The following is a 14184-nucleotide window of genomic DNA, read 5'->3' on the forward strand; positions in this document are numbered from 1 at the left end:
GCGGAACTCGCCCGAGTCGGCCGCCGCCCCGGACTTCGGGACGGGCCCGGACGCCGAACCGAGACAGGGGGGGGAGGGTCGTGGTAGAGTGGGCCGCTTCGATCACGGGTCGCCACTTTCGGGGAAGGGCCGTCGCGGATGATCGCGATCATCGACTACGGGATGGGGAACCTCAGGAGCGTGCAGAAGGCCCTGGAGGCGGTCGGCGAGCGGGCCGTCGTCACCGGGGACCCGGAGGGGGTCCGGGGGGCGGACAAGGTGATCCTGCCGGGCGTCGGCGCCTTCGAGGACGCGATGGCCGAGTTGCGTCGGACGGGCCTGGGCGAGGCCTTCGCCGAGGCCGTCTCGGCGGGGAAGCCCGCGCTGGGGGTCTGCCTGGGCTTGCAGTTGCTCTTCGACGAGAGCCTGGAAGGCGGCAGGCACCGGGGCCTCGGGCTGATCCCCGGCCGGGTCGTCCGGTTCGAGCCGGGGCCGGGGAGGAAGGTCCCGCACATGGGCTGGAACGAACTCCGGGTGCTCCGGCCGGCCCCGCTGCTGGCGGGCCTGGGCGCGTCCCCCTCGGTGTATTTCGTGCACTCCTATTTCGTCCAGCCGGAGGACCCGGGCGTGGTCGCCGCCGAGGCCGACTACCCGGGGCCCTTCGCGGCGATGGTATGGCGGGACAACCTGATGGCCTGCCAGTTCCACCCCGAGAAGAGCCAGAAGGTCGGCCTGGCGATGTACCGGAACTTCGCGGAAATCTGACGGGCGCACTCAGGGGGATTCCCCGCTGCTCGATCGCCGACTTGCTGATCCTGGTGGTGGTCGCCGCAATCAACGTCGCCCTCATTCGACAGGTCGTCACCGGGCCGGACAACGAGGAGATACTCGAAGCGGCAGGAGTCGTGGTGATGGCCAACGCCCTCGCGATCGGCCTGCGACGGGTCATTGGAGGAGGAGTGCGTCGTCACCCGTTCTCGACCGGCTTCACGGTCGCGGGAGTCGTCTCGGTCGTCTCCTTCCTCACCTGCGTCCGGGCCTTCGGATATCGGATGTCCGACGCATTCATCGAGATCCACCTTCCGGCTGTGTTTTCCCTCAGAGACAATGCGGTCCCTCCAGGGCTCCTGCGAGCCTTCCGGGAAGGCGGCGACTCCCTGCAGGTCGTCGGGAGCCTGGCCCATCTCCCGATCATGCTCGGCGTGCTTGCGCTCCCTCAACTGCTCAGCGCATCGATCGGCGGTTTCCTGGGTTGGGCGATGTCGTCCCGGTACTTCCGCGCGCATGGAGTACGGGCGGATGCAACCGACCGGATCGCCATACACGATCATGACAGGGCCGAGTGAGACGAGACATCTCGTCCTCGACCCCTGGGTCCTTGCGGCGGGGGTCGGGCGGGGCTATAGATTCAAGGTGGATGAAGGCGGCTCGGGGGGTTGAAGAAGCCGATGCAGGTGATCCCGGCGATCGATTTGAGGGGAGGCCGTTGCGTCCGCCTGGTCCAGGGGGACTACGGCCGGGAGACGGTCTTCGGCGAGGACCCGGCCGAGATGGCCCGGCACTGGCAGGACGAGGGGGCGACCCGGATCCACCTGGTCGACCTCGACGGCGCCAAGCTCGGCAAGCCGGCCAACGTGGAGAGCGTCAAGGCGATCCTGGCCCGGGTCGACGTCCCCTGTCAGTTGGGGGGCGGGATCCGGGACGAGGAGACGCTGGAGGCCTGGCTCGGCGCCGGGCTCGACCGGGTGATCGTGGGCACGCAGGCCCTGAAGGACCCGGCGTGGTTCTCCCGGATGGCCCATCGCCACCCCGGCCGGCTCGCCCTGGGGCTCGACGCCAGGGACGGGAGGGTCGCGACCTCGGGCTGGCTGGACGTCTCGACGGTCGAGGCGACGGAGCTGGCCGAGCAGTTCGACGCGCTGCCGCTGGCGGCCGTCATCTACACCGACATCGCCCGCGACGGCATGCTCGAGGGCCCCAACCTGGAGTCCACCCGGGCCCTGGCCGATCGCCTGCGGACGCCGGTGATCGCCTCCGGGGGGGTCGGCTCCCTGGAGGACATCGGACGCCTGGCGACCCTCCCCGTCTCGGGGGCGATCGTCGGGCGGGCCCTGTACGATGGGCGCTTCCGGCTGTGCGAGGCCCGGGAGCGCGCCGGCGAGGAGCCGGAGACCCCCTAGCGGGACCTCAAGCGCGTCTCGATCTCCCGCGATCGGGCCGAAGGCCTCCTGTCCGCCGGATTCCTCATTTCCCAATCCGGCCGGGTCGAGCGCGACCCGACCCACCCGAATCGGGGGGGACAGCCATGGCGACGGTCAACTATCACATCAGCGACATCCGCAACATTGCCCTGGCGGGACACGGGGCGTCGGCCAAGACCAGCCTCGCCGACGCCCTGCTCTTCGCGGCTGGACTGGCGCCGAGGCGCGGGTCGGTCGACGAGGGCACCAGCCTGCTCGACGTCGACGACGAGGAGAAGAAGCGCCACTTCTCGATCGACTCCCACCTGATGCACCTGGAGTGGGACGGCAAGCAGATCCACCTGATCGACTCCCCCGGATATCCCGACTTCATCGGCAGCGCGCTGGGCGCCCTCTCGGCCGTGGAGAACGTGCTGATCACGGTGTCGGCCCCGGTGGGGATCGAGGTCAACACCCGTCGGGTCTTCCTGGAGGCCGGCCGGCTCGGCCTGGGCCGGTTCGTCGCCCTGACGAAGATGGACGCCGACAACGTCGACTACCTGACCGACCTGGAGTCGATCCGGGAGACCTTCGGCCCCGAATGCGTGCCCTTCAACGTGCCGATCGGCGTCGGCGCCGACTTCAAGGGCGTCGTCGACGTGCTCAACCCGCCCGACGAGGTGCCCGAGGGCTGCCCGCTCTCGCCGAATGACGCGGCCCGGATGGTCATCGAGCAGATCGTCGAGGAGGACGAGGAGCTGACCAACCGCTACCTCGAGGGGGAGTCGATCGCCCTCGACGAGCTGCGCAAGGCCGCCCACGACGGCATCCTCCGGGGCCACATCGTGCCGGTGGTCTGCCTCTGCTCCCGCAACGATATCGGCGTCAAGGAATTGCTCGACCTGCTCTCCTGCTGCGGCCTGAGCCCGGCCGACATCCACCGATTCGGCCTGCCCGCCGTGCCCGGGGCTGTCGAGTCCAACGGCAAGCCCGCCGCCCCGGGGGGCGAATCCGAGGCCGAGGAGGAGCCGGCCGAGGAGATCGAGATCGACCCGAAGGAGGACGGCGACCTCGTCGCCCAGGTCTTCAAGACCTCGATGGACCCCTTCATGGGCAAGCTCAGCTTCATGAGGATCATCTCCGGCAAGCTGACGCCCGACACGCCCCTGGTGAACCTCCGGACCGGCAAGGCCAACAAGCCGGGCCACCTGTACGTGGTGCAGGGCAAGCAGAACGAGGAGGTGACCGAGGCGATCGCCGGCGACATCGTTGCCGTGGCCAAGTTCGAAGATCTGCACATCTCCGACACGGTCACCAACGGGGGGACCCACAGCGCGCCGCACGTCGTGCTCAAGCCGATCAACTTCCCGACGCCGATGGTCCCCCGGGCCGTCGAGCCCAAGGCCCGGGAGGACGAGGCGAAGATCGCCCTCAGCCTCGCCAAGATCGCCGAGGAGGATCCGACCTTCACCTACCGCCGGGACGAGCAGACGCATGAGCTCGTCATCAACGGCATGAGCGACCTGCACCTCGACGTGATCCTGCACCGCCTGAAGAACCGCTACAAGCTCGACGTCGACACGCACATCCCGCACGTCCCCTACCTGGAGACGATCCAGGGGCCGTCCGAGGCCGACTACCGGCACAAGAAGCAGACCGGCGGCCGCGGCCAGTTCGCCGAGGTCCACCTGCGGATCCGTCCCCTCGAGCGGGGGCAGGGATTCAACTTCGTCGACGCCGTGAAGGGCGGCACCATCCCCAATAATTTCATCCCGGCGGTGGAGAAGGGCTGCCGGGAGCAGATGGAGCGGGGCATCATCTCCGGCAACCGGGTGGTCGACGTGGAGGTCGAGGTCCACTTCGGCAAATACCACGACGTGGACAGCTCCGAGGCCGCCTTCAAGATGGCCTCCGCCGCCGCCCTGCGGAAGGCGTTCGAGAAGGCCTACCCGGCGCTGCTGGAGCCGGTGGTGGCGATGGAGATCACCGTCCCCGGCGAGAAGTTCGGCGACGTGACCGCCGACCTTTCCACCCGAAGGGGGCACATCGTCGGCATGGACGCCATGCCCGGCGGCCTCCAGGTCGTCAAGGCCACGGTCCCGCTGGCCGAGGTGCTCTCCTATTCCTCGACGCTCAAGAGCATGACCTCCGGCCAGGGCTCCTACGCCCTGGAGTTCCACTCCTATCAACCCGTGCCGGCTCACGTGCAGCAGCAGATCGTCGACCGGTACCAGAAGAGCCGGGCGGGGATCGAGGAAGAATGAACCGCCCCCCTCGATCGAGCGACTCCGGAGGCCGGGCGATCGCAGCCCGCCCGGCCTCCCGGTCGACCGCCGACACGACGCGCGAATGCCCGGTTGGGCGTGGCGGGGCCAGAATCGCTCGGCGGGAGACCGACCGCCGGGGAGCGAGCGACGACGCCGATTCCCGACCGGACGCGAGCGAGTCACGGCGGGCTTGTTCCGCCATTTCCACCAGACCTGGTTTGCCTGCCCCGCCCCGCTTCGGAACACGGTCACCGGGGAACTGCCGAGCTGATCCGATCACCCGAAATCAGCCGTCCGGATCCTCCAGCAACTCCCGGAGCCGATCGTCCAGGGGTGACGGGAGCCGTTCGAGCCAGGACTCATCGACGAGCCCGACGCCGATCAGGTCCTGGACGTGGACCTGGTCCTTGCGGCGGAACGAGGTCAACTTCATCCGGACCAGGGCCTCAAGGGTCAGGACCCGGAATCCGGGTGCGGGCTCCGACTCGTCGACGTCGGGGACGGGCAGGGCGTATTCCTGTCGGACCTTCTCCCCGGCGAAGACGACGTGGACGGCGTCCCGGGCCTTGGCGCCGGGCCCGTCGAGGAACATGTCGATCCCGGAGCTATGGCGGCGGTAGACGAAGCCGGCACCGGCCATCGCTTCCTTGGCGGCGTCGAGGTCGTCCCTCCGGATCACGATGTCGACGTCCTGGGTGTTGCGGACGGCCGCCTCGTCGACCCGAGAGACCCACGCTGCCACGGCGCTGCCGCCGACGACGGCGTAGGGGACTTCGGCCCGCTCCAGGGCTGTGGCGGCACGTTGGAGGCGTTCTCGGACTTTTTCCACGGCTCGGATCATCCGGTCCCAGGAGACTGGGGGGAGGGACATGAGGTCGCCGTCCTCCGGGGTCAATCCGGGTCGTAGGACAGGTTCGGGGAGAGCCAGCGCTCGGCTACGGCGAGGGTCATGCCCTTGCGCCGGGCGTAGTCCTCGACCTGGTCGCGGGTGATCATGTCGACGGCGAAGTACCGGGCCTCGGGATGGGCGAAGTAGAGGCCGGAGACGGAGGCGGCGGGCCACATGGCGAAGCTCTCGGTGAGCGTGATCCCCGTGGCCTTCTCCACATCCAGGAGGTCCCAGAGGGTCCGCTTCTCGGTGTGATCCGGGCAGGCGGGGTAGCCGGGGGCGGGGCGGATGCCCCGGTACTTCTCGGCGATGAGGTCGTCGTTGTCGAGGCCCTCCGATCGGCCGAAGCCCCAGTCGCGGCGGGCCCGGGCGTGGAGCGACTCGGCGAAGGCCTCCGCGCAGCGGTCGGCGAGGGCCTTGACCATGATCGCGTTGTAGTCGTCGTGGTCGGCCTCGAACCGGGACACGATCGGGTCGATCCCCAGGCCGGAGGTGACGGCGAAGGCGCCGATGACGTCGAGCCGGCCGGAGTCGATTGGGGCGACGTAGTCGGCCAGGGAGCGGAAGTGCTCCTGCCCCTGGCGCTGCCACTGCTGGCGGAGGCAGTGGAAGCGGCAGACCTCCGACGATCGGTTCTCATCCGAATAGACGATGATGTCATCGCCTTCCGAATTCGCCGGGAAGAAGCCGTAGACGCCCCGGGCCTTCAGCTCCTTCCTGGCGAGGATGTCGGCCATCATCGCCTGGGCCTTCTCGAACAGGTCCCGGGCCTCGGCTCCGACGGTGGGGTCGTCGAAAATCTTGGGGTACTTGCCCTTCAATTCCCAGGTGGAGAAGAAGGGGGACCAGTCGACATACGGGACGAGTTCGGAGAGCGGCTGGTCCTCGATCGTCCGGGGGCCGAAGAATTCGGGCCGGGGGAGGTCGACGGCGGCCCAGTCGGTCGGGAATCGCTTGCGGAGGGCCTCGGCGTAGGGGACGAGGTTGCGTTCCCGTCGCTTCGAGAAGGACTGGCGCTCCTGCTCCTGGGCGGCCCGGATCTGGTCGACGTATTCCTTGCGGGTGTCGTCCTTGCGGCTGAGGCGCTCGACGACGCCCACGGACCGCGAGGCGTCCTTGACGTGGACGACCGGGCAGTCATAGGCGGGGGCGATCTTGACGGCGGTGTGCTTGGGGCTGGTGGTGGCGCCGCCGATGAGCAGGGGGAGGGTGAACCCCTCCCGCTTCATCTCCTTGGCGACGTGGACCATCTCGTCGAGGCTCGGGGTGATGAGCCCCGAGAGGCCGATCACGTCGACGCCGTGCTTCCTGGCCTCGGCCAGGATCTTCTCGCTCGGGCACATGACGCCGAGGTCGATCACCTCGTAGTCGTTGCAGCCGAGGACGACGCCGACGATGTTCTTGCCGATGTCGTGGACGTCCCCCTTCACCGTGGCCATGAGGATCTTGCCGCGGACCTGCACGCCGCCGGCGGCGGCCTTCTCCTCCTCCATGAAGGGGGTGAGGTAGGCGACGGCCTTCTTCATCACCCGGGCCGACTTGACCACCTGGGGCAGGAACATCTTGCCGGCGCCGAAGAGGTCGCCGACGACGTTCATGCCGTCCATCAGGGGGCCTTCGATCACCTTCAGGGGCGAGCCGAGTTCCTGCCGGGCCTGCTCGGCGTCCTCCTCGACGAAGTCGACGATCCCCTTGATGAGCGCGTGCTCGATCCGCTTGGAGACGGGGGCCTCTCGCCAGGAGAGGTCCTGGACGGCGGCCTTCTTGCCGGCGTCCTTGACCGTCTCGGCGAACTCGGTGAGGCGGTCGGCGGCGTCGGGGCGGCGGTTGAGGAGCACGTCCTCGACCTTCTCGCGCAGGTCGGGGGCGATCTCCTCATAGACTTCAAGCTGGCCGGGGTTGACGATCCCCATGTCCAGCCCGGCGGCGATGGCGTGGTAGAGGAAGGCGGCGTTCATCGCCTCCCGGACGGTGTTGTTGCCGCGATACGAGAAGGAGACGTTGCTGACGCCGCCGGAGGTCTTGGCCAGGGGGAGGCGCCGCTTCAGCTCCCGGACGGCCTCGATGAACTCGACGGCATAGTTGTTGTGCTCCTCGATGCCGGTGCCGACGGTGAGGATGTTCGCGTCGAAGATGATGTCTTCGGGCGGGAAGCCGACCCGCTCGGTGAGGAGTCGATACGCCCGCTCGCAGATGGCGACCTTGTGGTCCTTCTCGACGGCCTGGCCGTGCTCGTCGAAGGCCATGACGACGACGGCGGCGCCGAAGCGTCGGCAGGTGCGGGCCTGCTCGAGGAACTTCCCCTCCCCCTCCTTCATGCTGATCGAGTTGACGATCGCCTTGCCCTGGACGCACCGGAGCCCGGCCTCGATGACGCGGAAGTCGGAGCTGTCGATCATCACCGGGATCCGGGCGATGTCGGGCTCGGCGGAGAGGAGGTTGAGAAACCGGGTCATGGCCTTCGGGCCGTCGATGAGGCCCTCGTCCATGTTCACGTCCAGGACGTTGGCGCCGCCCTCGACCTGCTCCCGGGCGACGGCCAGGGCCTCCTCGTAGTTCTCCTCCCGGATCAGGCGGGCGAACTTCTTGGAGCCGGTGATGTTGGTCCGCTCGCCGATCATGATGAAGCCGCTGTCGGGGCGGATCGTCAGCGGCTCCTGCCCCGAGAGGCTGGTCCAGTGCCTCGACTCCGGCCGGGTCCGGGGCGTGGCCCCCTCGACGGCCAGGGCGATCTGGCGGATGTACTCCGGGGTGGTGCCGCAGCAGCCGCCGATGATGTTCAGCCACCCGTTGCGGGCGAACTCGCCGATGACCTGGGCCATGTGCTCGGGAGGGTCGTCGAAGTTGCCGAAGCCGTCGGGCATGCCGGCGTTGGGGTGCGAGCTGATGTGGCAGGTCGCCACGTTCGCCAGGGCCTCGAGGTGCGGCCTCAGCTCGTTCGCACCGAGGGCGCAATTGATGCCGACCGAGAGCAGGTCCATGTGCGAGACCGAGTGCCAGAAGGCCTCGATCGTCTGGCCCGAGAGGGTCCGGCCGCTCTTGTCGGTGATGGTGCCGGAGACCATCACGGGGAGGCGGATCCCGGTGCGCTCGAAGTACTGGTCGATGGCGAAGAGGCACGCCTTCATGTTCAGGGTGTCGAAGCTCGTCTCCGGGAAGAGGATGTCGACGCCCCCGGCGACGAGCCCCTCGATCGCCTCGGTGTAGGCGCCGACGAGGTCGTCGAAGGTGACGCCCCGGTAGCCGGGGTCCTCGACCTTGGGGGAGATCGACGCGGTCTTGTCCGTCGGGCCGATCGACCCGGCGACGAACCGGGGCTTGTCGGGGTCCCGGGCGGTCACCTCGTCGGCGACCCGGCGGGCCAGCTCGGCGGCGGCCCGGTTGATCTCGACACAGTGGTCCTGCAGACCATAATTCTCCATCGTCAGCCGGTTGGCGACGAAGGTGTTCGTCTCGATGATGTCGGCGCCGGCGTCGAGGTATTCCCGGTGGATGGCCGCGATCACCTCGGGGCGGGTGATCGAGAGCAGGTCGTTGCAGCCCTTGAGGTCCCTGGGGTGGTCGCGGAAGCGGTCGCCCCGGAAGTCCTCCTCGGTCAGCGAGTAGGCCTGGATCATCGTGCCCATGGCGCCATCAAGCACCAGGACGCGGCGGGCCATCAGATCTTCGAGGAGGGCTCGGGTGTCGACGCGCTCGGCCTGGGACATCGTGCGGTCCATCCTTCGCTTTCGGGATCGTGGGATCGGGCCCGAGGACGCCGCAAGCGGAGCGGGAGGGCCCTCGACTGATCGGATGTCTGTCGCCTGGGGGGATCCGCCAGGGACGCCCGGGGGGGCCGGACGGCGGAGGGCACCTCGATTGCCCGGGGGACGGCGCGGCGTATCGCCCGCAACTGGGCCAGTATCCGGGGTCGGCGGAGGCGCTGTCAACGCGAGGTCAGATCCCAGGTGCGTGCGATCACCAGGACGATCGCCAGGAAATAACCCCACATCAGCAGCTGGGCGAGCGGCCCCGGGGGGCGGAACCGGAGGGGGCGGCCCTCCAGGATCCGCCGGGCGACCGCCGGGCAGACGTGCCGCCTCCATCGCGAGATGCGGCCGGTCCCGCCGCAGTCGAGGCAGTGGAACTGGCAGAGTCGGGGCAGGAGGAATGCGGCCCCGACCCACGCGACCATGAGGTAGATGAACACGGCGTGCCGCTCGATGGCGGCGATCCAGAGCCACCGGACCCCGGCGGCCCAGGCGGCGACGCCGAGGACGCCGAGGAAGGGGTTGAAGAGCATCCGGCGGTAGGCGGCCGGGTCGATGACCGGGGGGAGGGACCGCTCGGAGGAGGCCGGCCGGAACTCGGGGTCGAGGCGGACGGGGGTGATGGGCTCCACGGTCGGCTCCGCCTCCCCTCGGGTGTCGGGGGGAGGATGGGCGAGGTCCTCCCTCGTCGCCGATCGGGAAGGAGGTCGAGCGGGGGCGGCCCGGGGCCCCCGGGCGGTGGTCGCCGATCTCCCACTTTACAAGGCGGCCGTCCTGACCGACAATCGGGACTTCGATTTCGCCGGGCCGACCTGTCCATGCGTCGAGGGACGATCGAGGTGCATGAGGAAGCGATCCGCAAGGCCGACGTGCTGATCGAGGCGCTCGGCTACATCCGCAAGTTCCACAACCGGTTCACCGTGATCAAGCTCGGCGGGTCGGTGATGGAGGATCCCGAGACCTTGCGGGCCCTGCTGGTCGACGTGGTCTTCATGCAGACCGTGGGCCTGAGGCCGGTGGTGGTGCACGGCGGCGGCAAGGCGATCTCGGCGGCGATGCAGAAGGCCGGGTTGCAACCGACCTTCGTCCAGGGGCGTCGGTACACCGACGAGGCCACGCTGGGGATCGTCTCCGAGGTGCTGATCGAGGGCGTCAACGCCGACATCGTCCGGCACATCAACAAGTACGGCGGCCGGGCCGCGGCCCTGCACCCGAGGACGACCTCGTGCCTCTCGGGCTCCCGGATGACCCTGGCCGGGGAGGGCGGCACGCCGATCGACCTGGGGAGGGTCGGCGAGGTCGCGGACGTGGACACGATGACGATCGAGAATCTCTGCCTGGCCGGGATCGTGCCGGTGTTGCCCTCGCTGGCGGTCTGCCGCGAGGACGAGGGGCTGCTCAACGTGAACGCCGACACCGCGGCGGCGGCCGTCGCCCGGCACCTGAGGGCCGAGAAGCTCGTCTTCCTGACCGACACGCCCGGCATCCTCCGGGACCGGAACGACCCGAGGAGCCTGATCGAGGGCCTGACGCCCGAGGGCTGCCGGGAGCTGGCCGGGCAGGGGGTGATCGACAAGGGGATGATCCCCAAGGTCGACGCCTGCCTGGAGAGCCTGGAGGCGGGCGTCCGCAAGGTGCACATCATCGACGGCCGGCTGCCCCACGCGTTGTTGCTGGAGATCTTCACCGACCGGGGGATCGGCACCGAGATCGCCAAGGCCGGGGCGATCGCCAAGGGTCGCCTCCCGGCCGCGACCGCCACGGTGACCGCGACGGCCTCGGCCCGCTGAGCCGGGCCCGGGTCGGCCCTCCCCGGGGGGCCGAGGATGGGCGGTCGACCGCCGCCCCCGCCGACGGCCGCGAACTTCGGCCGCCGGCCCCCTGTCCTCACCGCATTGTTCGGGACGACCCGAATCCCCGCCCCCGTCCCCGGACCAGGGCCCGCCGGCCGACCGCCCGGCGCCCCGGGAGTCCGATCCATCCCCCCGGAGTCGGTTCCGTGGCCAACGTCTCCCACCCCAGCTCGGCCGAGACGATCGAGCAGTTCGATCGGTACGTGATCGGCAACTATCGCCGCTTCCCCGTCTGCCTGGTGCGCGGCGAGGGCTCGTTCATCTGGGACGCCGAGGGGAACCGCTACCTCGACCTGTTCCCCGGCTGGGGCTGCAACCTGCTGGGCCACTGCCCTCCCCGGGTGGTGGAGGCGGTGAGGGACCAGGCGGCCACGCTGATCCACGTGCCGAACACCTGGTACATGGAGGCCCAGGGGGCCTTCGCCCGGGCGCTCTCGGAGCGGTCCTTCGGCGGCCAGTGCTTCTTCTGCAACAGCGGAGCGGAGGCCAACGAGGCGGCCATCAAGCTCGCCCGGCTCCACGGGGCGAAGTCGGGGCGGTCGACGATCGTGACCATGGCGCACGGCTTCCACGGCCGGACCTACGCCGCGCTGTCGGCCACCGCGCAGCCGAAGTACCACGAGGGCTGCGGCCCGATGGTGCCCGGCTTCAAGTACATCCCGTATGACGACCTCGCCGCGGCGGCCGACGCGATCGACGAGACCACGGCCGCCGTGCTCGTCGAGCCGATCCAGGGCGAGGGGGGCGTCAACGTGCCCTCGCCCGACTACCTGCCCGGCCTGCGGAGCCTCTGCGACGACCGGGGGGCGCTGCTGATGCTCGACGAGGTCCAGACGGGCCTCGGCCGGACCGGGGCCTGGTTCGCCTACCAGCACTCGGGGGTGACGCCCGACGTGCTCACCTGCGCCAAGGCCCTGGCGGGCGGGGTCGCCTGCGGGGTGATGATCGCCTCCGAGGCGGTCGCCCCGTCGCTCCGGCCCGGGATGCACGCCAGCACCTTCGGCGGCAATCCCATCGCCTGCCGGGCGGGCCTGGCGACGATCGAGACGATCGAGGAGGAGGGCCTGCTGGGGCGGGCTCCCCGGATCGCCGACCGGTTCCGGGGGCACTTCGAGGCCCTCCGACGCGACCGCCCGGAGTTGATCCGGGACATCCGGGCCAGGGGGGTGATGATCGGCCTCGAGCTGTCGGTCGACGCCTCCCCGGTAGTCTCCGGCTGCCTGGAGCGCCGCGTGCTGGTCAACGCCACGCACGGGACCGTGGTCCGGCTCCTGCCGAGCCTGACGCTGACCGATGAGCAGATCGACGAGGGGTGCGGGGTCCTCCTGGAGGTGCTCCGGTCGTTCCCCTCCTGACCGAGCCAGCCCGTCCCGACCCGCCCGGCTCCCCCGCCGAGGGCGGCCGACCGGAGGCCCTCACCATGCCCCGCCACTTCATCGAGCTGTTCGACCTGGACGCGGCCGAGGTCCGTGCCCTGCTGGACCTGGCCCTCGACCTGAAGCGTCGGGGCCGGGGCGGCCTGAGGGCGCCGAGGCTGGCGGGCCGGCTGCTCGGGATGGTCTTCGACAAGCCCTCGATGCGCACCAGGATCAGCTTCGAGGCGGCGATGGCCCACCTGGGCGGCTCGACGGTCTACATGACCGGCAAGGAAGTCGGGCTCGGCGTCCGGGAACCGCTGCCCGACTTCGCCCGGGTGGTCAGCGAATACGTCGACGCCCTGGCCGTCCGGACCTTCTCCCAGCAGATGGTCGCCGACCTGGCCGGGCTCGCCGGGGTCCCCGTCATCAACGCCCTGACCGACTCGGACCACCCGTGCCAGGCGATGAGCGACCTGCTGACGATCCGCGAGGCCCTGGGGGGGCTGGAGGGGGTCTCGATCGCCTTCATCGGCGACGGCAACAACGTGGCCCGGTCCCTGGCGGTGGCGGCGGCCCTGACCGGGATGAGCTTCGTCCTCGGCTGCCCGGAAGGCTACGTTTTCCCCGACGAGTTCCGGCGCCGGTTCGAGGCGAAGTTCCCCGGCGTCCCGCTCGTCGAGACGCACGACCCCGGGGAGGCGGTCCGGTCGGCCGAGGTCGTCTACACCGACGTCTGGTGCAGCATGGGGCAGGAGCAGGAGGCCGACCATCGGCGGTCGAAGTTCGAGCCCTTCCGGGTCGACCGGGCCCTGATGGCGGGGGCGAAGGCCGACGCCCTGTTCCTCCACTGCCTGCCGGCCCACCGGGGCGAGGAGGTCGCCGCCGAGGTCATCGACGGCCCCCGGAGCCTGATCGTGCCCCAGGCGGCCAACCGCCTGCACTTCCAGAAGGCCCTGCTGCTGCACCTGATCAACGGCGAACCGACCGCGGAGCGACCAACCCAATGAGCAGCCGACACGACGGCCGATCCCCCGACGAGCCGAGGGCCGTGACCATCGACCGGGGCTTCGCCCGGCAGAGCGACGGCAGCGCCCTGTACCGCTGCGGCGGGACGACCGTGCTGGTGACGGCCAACGTCGTCGACAGGGTCCCCGCCTGGCTGGAGGGCAAGGGCGTCGGCTGGCTGACGGCCGAATACATGATGATGCCCGGCAGCACCTCGCCCCGAAAGGAACGCCGGGCCGACTCGCGCTCGACCGAGATCCAGCGGCTCATCGGCCGGAGCCTCCGGGCGGCGGTCGACACGAAGGCCCTCGGCGCCCGGACCCTGCACGTCGACGCCGAGGTGGTCGACGCCGACGGCGGCACCCGGACCGCCGCCATCACCGGCGCCTTCGTCGCCGTCGCCGACGCCCTCCGGGCCCGGCTCGGCCCCGAGGCCGCGCGGGCCGTCCTGCGGGACGGCGTGGCGGCGGTGAGCGTCGGCGTCGTGGCGGGCCGGGAGCTGCTGGACCTGGATTACGTCGAGGACTCCGCCGCCGAGGTCGACCTCAACGTCGTCCGGCTCGGCTCCGGCGGGCTCGTCGAGGTCCAGGGGACCGGAGAGGGGGGCACCTTCAGCCGGGCCCAGCTCACCGCGCTGATGGACCTGGCCGAGCGCGGGCTCGACCTGCTAGGGGAGGCCCAGCGCCGAGCGCTCGGGGGGGACTGGCCCTTCGGATGACCGCCGGGCATCGGGCCAAGGGCGGGCGACGGCCCCGGGGGCGGCGGCGGGAACGCGCGACGGGCCGGAGATCCCCCCCCGGCCTCCCGACCCGGATTGGGATGGGCAGGTCGCCGGGGATCTGCTAGAAGGCCGGTCGCACGTCCGCGCACCGGCCCTCCTTCGATCGCGAGCGACACCATCGAG

The 14184-nt window shown here is 70.2% G+C and carries 11 protein-coding genes; 8 read left to right on the top strand and 3 right to left on the bottom strand.

The window, feature by feature from the left end:
- The first annotated feature begins 138 nt into the window (after positions 1-138).
- The 4 genes from hisH (at position 139) to fusA (ending at position 4423) form a co-directional block, all read left to right on the top strand.
- The gene (hisH, locus tag ElP_RS08630) at positions 139-744 is read left to right on the top strand and encodes an imidazole glycerol phosphate synthase subunit HisH (RefSeq protein WP_145268377.1); all 606 of its coding nucleotides are present in this window, start codon (positions 139-141) and stop codon (positions 742-744) included.
- Positions 745-785: 41 nt separating this feature from the next.
- Positions 786-1325: a hypothetical protein gene (locus ElP_RS08635; protein ID WP_145268379.1), complete on the top strand. Its 540-nt coding sequence runs from the start codon at positions 786-788 to the stop codon at positions 1323-1325.
- A 102-nt stretch (positions 1326-1427) separates the two neighbouring features.
- Positions 1428-2159 (top strand): 1-(5-phosphoribosyl)-5-[(5-phosphoribosylamino)methylideneamino]imidazole-4-carboxamide isomerase, encoded by a 732-nt coding sequence (gene hisA, locus ElP_RS08640; RefSeq protein ID WP_145268381.1) that lies wholly within the window; start codon positions 1428-1430, stop codon positions 2157-2159.
- Positions 2160-2284: 125 nt separating this feature from the next.
- Complete coding sequence (gene fusA / locus ElP_RS08645; RefSeq protein ID WP_145268383.1) at positions 2285-4423, top strand: elongation factor G; 2139 nt, start codon at positions 2285-2287, stop codon at positions 4421-4423.
- Between the two features lie 289 nt (positions 4424-4712).
- Here fusA and ElP_RS08650 read toward each other — a convergent pair whose 3' ends face one another.
- From ElP_RS08650 to ElP_RS08660, 3 genes are all read right to left on the bottom strand, one after another.
- On the bottom strand, positions 4713-5297 hold the full coding sequence (locus ElP_RS08650) for a nucleotidyltransferase family protein (RefSeq protein ID WP_145268385.1): 585 nt from the start codon (positions 5295-5297) through the stop codon (positions 4713-4715).
- A 20-nt stretch (positions 5298-5317) separates the two neighbouring features.
- A complete protein-coding gene (gene metH / locus ElP_RS08655; protein WP_197446823.1) occupies positions 5318-9034 on the bottom strand; it encodes a methionine synthase in 3717 nt (1238 codons plus the stop codon).
- 206 nt (positions 9035-9240) lie between these two features.
- Entirely contained in the window at positions 9241-9696 is a 456-nt protein-coding gene (locus ElP_RS08660; protein WP_145268387.1) for a hypothetical protein, read from the bottom strand.
- Positions 9697-9882: 186 nt separating this feature from the next.
- On the opposite strand from ElP_RS08660, the gene argB reads away from it, so the two are divergent.
- From argB to rph, 4 genes are all read left to right on the top strand, one after another.
- Positions 9883-10854, top strand: coding sequence for an acetylglutamate kinase (argB, locus tag ElP_RS08665; protein WP_145268389.1), 972 nt, complete (start codon positions 9883-9885; stop codon positions 10852-10854).
- A gap of 209 nt (positions 10855-11063) precedes the next feature.
- Positions 11064-12272, top strand: a complete 1209-nt coding sequence (locus ElP_RS08670) for an aspartate aminotransferase family protein (protein ID WP_145268391.1) — start codon at positions 11064-11066, stop codon at positions 12270-12272.
- A 65-nt stretch (positions 12273-12337) separates the two neighbouring features.
- Positions 12338-13282, top strand: coding sequence for an ornithine carbamoyltransferase (gene argF, locus ElP_RS08675; protein WP_145268393.1), 945 nt, complete (start codon positions 12338-12340; stop codon positions 13280-13282).
- Positions 13279-13998: a ribonuclease PH gene (rph, locus tag ElP_RS08680; RefSeq protein ID WP_145268395.1), complete on the top strand. Its 720-nt coding sequence runs from the start codon at positions 13279-13281 to the stop codon at positions 13996-13998. Before argF ends, rph begins: the two co-directional genes overlap by 4 nt.
- Positions 13999-14184 lie beyond the last annotated feature (186 nt).

Source organism: Tautonia plasticadhaerens, from assembly GCF_007752535.1.
Taxonomy (GTDB): Bacteria; Planctomycetota; Planctomycetia; order Isosphaerales; family Isosphaeraceae; genus Tautonia; species Tautonia plasticadhaerens.